The organism is Sinorhizobium saheli, assembly GCF_001651875.1.
GTDB lineage: Bacteria > Pseudomonadota > Alphaproteobacteria > Rhizobiales > Rhizobiaceae > Sinorhizobium > Sinorhizobium saheli.
The window spans coordinates 1-4938 of the sequence record NZ_LNQB01000023.1 but is presented as its reverse complement, the minus strand read 5'-3'; the positions used below and the strand labels follow the sequence as shown (position 1 = coordinate 4938).

Sequence of the window (4938 nt, the reverse complement as noted above, 5' to 3'; positions counted from 1 at the left end):
CTGTGCGCATGCGCCACTCTCGCATATGCACACGCCAAAGGGAATCCAATACGGACTCTTATGTTAGGCGGAAACCACTAGGACGGCCGGCAAGGAATGCAGTCGTAGCCTGCTTCGAAACGAGGGAGCGCCGATGGCGGACAATAGTAGATACCCGAGTCGGCTGCGCGGGATATGCACAAGGGAGCCGGGTACGACCTGACCTAAAATCAACCGGCGTCAGGAGCCATGGGATGTTGGAGAAAAAATGCCCACTTTGCTTACTCCCTGGCGCAGTGTCGCTGCTGGATTTCTGCTGAACGGGATCCTGTTAGGGACTTGGGCCTCTCGCGTTCCCGCCGTGATGGCTCACTTTCATTTTGACAAGGCGAGCTTCGGGGGCGTGCTGGTGCTTCTAGGGCTCGGCGCATTGTTTTCGTTCCCGATTGCCGGCCGCTTGTGCGATAGCTTGGGTGCCGTGCGGGTCGCCCGAATGATCGCGATCCCGTTCCTGCTTTCGATTGCTTTTGTAGGGCTTGCGCCGACGATACCGCTTCTGGCGATCGCGCTTTTTCTATTTGGCATGTGTCATGGTTCGATGGATGTCGCTATGAACAGCTGGGCGAGCGAGGTGGAGAAACACATGAGGCGGTCTGTGATGTCGTCGTTTCACGCCATGTGGAGTGTGGGGGCTGTTCTGGGCGCAGCAAGCGGTTATGTTGCCACAGCCTTTCAGGTCCCAGTATACATTCATTTCCTTTTTACTGCCGTGGTGACCGGCGGGACCATTGCCCCTTTCCTTCTGCTCGATTGGCAATCAACTATCCGGACGCATGTCAAGGGTGCAGCAGGGTTGGCGGTGCCCAACAGCGCTCTTTTGCTTGTGGGCCTCATTGCTCTCGCATCGGGATTGGGCGAGGGTACAGCTCTCGACTGGAGTGCGGTATATTTGCATGATGTAGTCGGAACCGCACAGTCGGATGCCACCCTGGGTTACACCGGCTTTTCTGCCGCCATGGTGATTACGAGACTCAATGCGGATTCTCTGGTCACGCAATTGGGATCCGCAACTGTTGCACGTCTGAGCGGGTTGTCGGCCGTCTTCGGTATTCTACTGATTGTTGGCGGTGACACCTTGCCGTTAGTCGTGGTAGGGTTCGTGCTGATGGGGGTCGGCTACGCAGCCGTCCTACCCTTAGCTTTCAGTCGCGCAGCAGCCGATTGTGTAGTGCCAGCCGGGAAAGGCATCGCGTCCGTCGCAACCTTCGCGTATGGTGCTATGACGTTGGGCCCCTTTGCAGTTGGACTTCTCGCCGAAGCAACCTCCATGCGCGTCTGCTTTCTTATGGTAGGACTATTCGCGGCGTCAATTGCAGTCTTGGCTCCAGTGCTCAAGCAATAAGACCCTAACTGCATGAGGGACCCTGGCGAAGAAGTAATCGCCCTTGCTCTATCGCATGATGATCTCCGCATTTTTTTCTTCGCCGGGCGTTAGAGCGGCTTTGGCACGTAAATCGGCAGCGCGACCTCTGAAAGAAGGGTTTTATCGGTGCAGCCGGAGACCAGTTCGAACGGCTGCACCTCTGTTCATCCCATCTACAGGCGCGTACGCGTTGAAGCTTGATGATGTGGGAACTCCGCAGCACCCTCTCGACCAAACGGCCCGCACAAAGACCGTCGAGGGTGCGCCCGAAGTCTTTTCTGCGAGCTTCCGAAAACGCTCAGAGGCGCGCGTTCGCGCACACTGGCCCGGCTGTCTGCCGCCGGTTTGCCGCGCGTGGATCCTGATGGGCTACAGTAGGGCAGAGTCGCCAATGTGAACCGGGTGCTATTCGGTCCGATCAAGGCGCATTCTTACCATCCGGCGAGGACAAGATGATGGTTCTAGTCGCAGGCGCTGACCGATGGTGCTCAGCACCGTCCGCTCGTGTGGCCGCGGCAAAGTAGCTGCGAGGAAAGCGCCCCGCTGAGCGGCGGCGCTTTCCGTACGGACTTTGTGGATCAGACGAAGGTGAAGTCCCACCCGCTGAGCCCGAGGCCGGCAAGATCGGCCAAACCATGCACACTGCCTGGGCGAGCGAACTCATCTGCATGGTTTTCGGAGGTGACATAGGCCAGAACTGCGCTTTTGGTCAGGTCGTCGTGGTAGACAATGATGTCGCCGGTGGTCTCGCCGGCGATCGCATTCGCGGCGCCATCGCCCGAGTAAAAACTCTTGTCGGTGACAACCCTGACGTCCTCGCCGTTCGCATCCGAGGCCGCACCGCTGTGGAAGGTATCCACCGGGCGAACTGGCGTGGTTCACGAAGTTCGCGCTGGTACCGTCGCTGTAATAGCCCACCGCGTCGAAGTACCCTGCGTCGGGTCGAAATCCGAAATGACCGTGTAACCCGGGTCCGGCCGGCCCGCTGGGTCTCGGACCGGGTTGTGGGATGGGAACACAAAGGTGTCTTGGCCGTCGCCGCCGGTCAGCTGACTCCCTGCCGTCACTGGCGAAGAGAACATCGTCGCCGGGACCGCCATAAAGCTTGTCATTGTCCTGACCGGCCACGGGTGGTCTGTCGCGGCCACTGTCGCCGTAAAGATAGTCGTTGCCCTCTTCGCCGAAGACATGGTCATTGCCTTCGTCACCGAACACTCGGTCATTGCCTTCGCCGGACGAGATGGAGTCGTTCCCGAAAGCGCCGTCGATCCAGTCATTGCCGGTGGGATCGATAAGCAGATCGTCACCATCACTGCCCAGGAGGCTGTTGTCACTCGGACCACCACGGATTACCATTGCAGATCCTCCTTATGATTTAGCGTCTCAACACCACCTCCTTTACTCCTCATCGGACCATTGTAGTAATCGATTGGGTCGATGGGATGCATCCACATTTCGGATGCCTCCGGTGCGCTTGACTTCACCCTTTCGAATTTTTTGGCCCACGCGGCGCCGGCACGGGATCATGCATGCGTTGCCGCGAGCCGGTGGCGCCGCGCGGCAAGCCAGATCCTCGGCCTCGCCGCGCCTCCTGGGGGGGCCTGGACAACGCCCACCGCCGCTAGGTCGAGCAAATCACGGCTGTTGTGACCATGGAAACCTCCACCATTTGGCAAGAACAGCGCGCTCGGTACGCGATGCTCCTTCAGTACTGGCCGGAAAGCATAAAGCGATCGCCCGATGCTCATGGATAATTGAGGGCGACGTCTACACATTACTGGCTGAGTGTGGTCGCTGGACCGCTGCGTCGCCTTTGTCGCCGTTGGCGACGGCTATTGCTGTTGATATGCGCACCGGTCCTGGGATTGCTGTTTGGCACCACCCCTAACTAGGTTGGCGCCGGACCTAAGGGCTCTTTAGGCAGCCGCCACACGATTCTTCCCTAAGCGGGAGGTTTTGCACGAGTTTCGAGTGTTCTGAGCGAGACTAGAGCTGCCATCACCTGGTCGGCACGTTCAATTCCAGCGATCTTGCCCCCCGAGCAAGGGCTCACTTGGCGATCCGCCGCCATGACTGGATCTTGTTGCCGCCTTAAACCAACGAAATACAGTCGTCACGAGCGGCTTGAGGGGGCAACGGACATAAACAACTCACTCATTGCGGTCCAGTACAATTTTTAATGATCTGAGGACGTCGGCTGCGTCGATGAGAGCGTCCCTGACTTGTTCCGGAGGCAGATCTCGGGCGCGCTCCGACGATAACCTGAGATCAATAAGAACGTCCCGGACACTGTGTATTCCTGCGACGCCAGCCTGCCTCCACATGTCGCGGATGGCATCAATTGAGAGGTCTAATAGGCGGCTTACCTCATAGTGCGTGAGATTCTCTATCCCGTTTGCTGCCCTGATCAACTCTGCAATGAAATCCGTCGTTGAGCTCATGGTCCGATCCTGCAGGCTTGTTCTTGAACAATGACTGTCTGATATAGCAACTTCAGCCCAGGCACTCCTATCGCATCGCGGAAGGCTCCTCCCGCTAAAACGCCAGCTGCAGTCTTTTAACATCAAAGACGAGTGGTCAAATTGGCTATCCGCATGGAACGATCCGCGTTTTGCATAAATTATGCCATGCGTTTCAAGCGCGTCGACCCGGTCTTACCGGGAAGGTGTTGAGGTATCGGAATATCCGTCATCCGGCAAATGGGCATGAGTACGTCAGAAGGAAGACAACAATGGCGCTGGTCCCCTGCAATGCTCAATCTGCTTTGTCCCTGCAGGGCCTGAATACAGGTAGGAAAGGAAGTGCCCCACGATCCAATGCGATACTTCGGCGCCTGTCGCAATTGCAATATGCCTGCGCGAGCATGATAGGGCGCACGACTGCAGCAGACCGGCGCCTTTGAATAGTCAGCGCGGGCGTCACCTGTGACCATACCGGCGGGAGAGGGGCCTACATAGAAGGTGCCGGCAACGGCATGTTCCCCGTCCAATTCCATGCCCTTGTTTCGCCACACGCCGCGCGGTGAAATGCCTTCCGAACCTCGTCCCCGAAACCCTTCGATCGTGGCGTCGCCACCAATGACCTTCAGCCGCCCAGCTTGATTGCGTTCGACATGCCCTATGTTGGATCTCCGGCAATGTCAGACATGCGACATGGCCGGAATAGAGCTATCCTATTGTTTCAGAAGGTTCTTCTCCTTGGCACGGTGCGTGCTTCGACGTCTGCAACCTCGCAAGCCCTTGAGGAGCGAATGAAGATCAAACCGGCCAACCCAAGAAGCGCCCTCCTGGCGCGAACACGACATGAAACGGACCACCGAGGTGATCGACGCGGCACTAGGCCAGCATCAAGGAAGCAATCACGGCATTCTTTGGAGGATAGTGATGAGGGCTTTCCGTAAGGTGCAGATGCATGCCGCTGCTGATTTCGTGGAAGAATGAAACACTATGGAGAAACTAGGCTCAGGACCTATTGTTTAACAGGCTTCCGCTTTCGGTCGGATTCTGATTCAACATGGCAGGAGGAGCTGCCATGAG

The 4938-nt window shown here is 57.6% G+C and carries 5 protein-coding genes and 1 pseudogene; 3 read left to right on the top strand and 3 right to left on the bottom strand.

Annotated features, from left to right (window positions below):
- The first annotated feature begins 247 nt into the window (after positions 1-247).
- On the top strand, positions 248-1381 hold the full coding sequence (locus tag ATB98_RS00235) for an MFS transporter (protein WP_066867564.1): 1134 nt from the start codon (positions 248-250) through the stop codon (positions 1379-1381).
- Positions 1382-1980: 599 nt separating this feature from the next.
- Here ATB98_RS00235 and ATB98_RS30410 read toward each other — a convergent pair.
- Positions 1981-2262 (bottom strand): hypothetical protein, encoded by a 282-nt coding sequence (locus ATB98_RS30410; RefSeq protein ID WP_327197596.1) that lies wholly within the window; start codon positions 2260-2262, stop codon positions 1981-1983.
- Between the two features lie 229 nt (positions 2263-2491).
- A pseudogene (locus tag ATB98_RS30405) lies at positions 2492-2671 on the bottom strand (calcium-binding protein); the annotation flags it as partial.
- Here ATB98_RS30405 and ATB98_RS30400 point away from each other — a divergent pair.
- A complete protein-coding gene (locus tag ATB98_RS30400) occupies positions 2591-2776 on the top strand; it encodes a hypothetical protein (RefSeq protein WP_327197595.1) in 186 nt (61 codons plus the stop codon). The pseudogene ATB98_RS30405 and the gene ATB98_RS30400 sit on opposite strands and share 81 nt — an antisense overlap.
- Positions 2777-3552: 776 nt before the next feature.
- On the opposite strand, the gene ATB98_RS00225 is transcribed toward ATB98_RS30400, so the two are convergent.
- Positions 3553-3843, bottom strand: coding sequence for a hypothetical protein (locus ATB98_RS00225; RefSeq protein WP_066867561.1), 291 nt, complete (start codon positions 3841-3843; stop codon positions 3553-3555).
- Positions 3844-4704: 861 nt separating this feature from the next.
- On the opposite strand from ATB98_RS00225, the gene ATB98_RS28485 reads away from it, so the two are divergent.
- Positions 4705-4842, top strand: coding sequence for a hypothetical protein (locus tag ATB98_RS28485; protein WP_153435554.1), 138 nt, complete (start codon positions 4705-4707; stop codon positions 4840-4842).
- Positions 4843-4938: the final 96 nt, after the last annotated feature.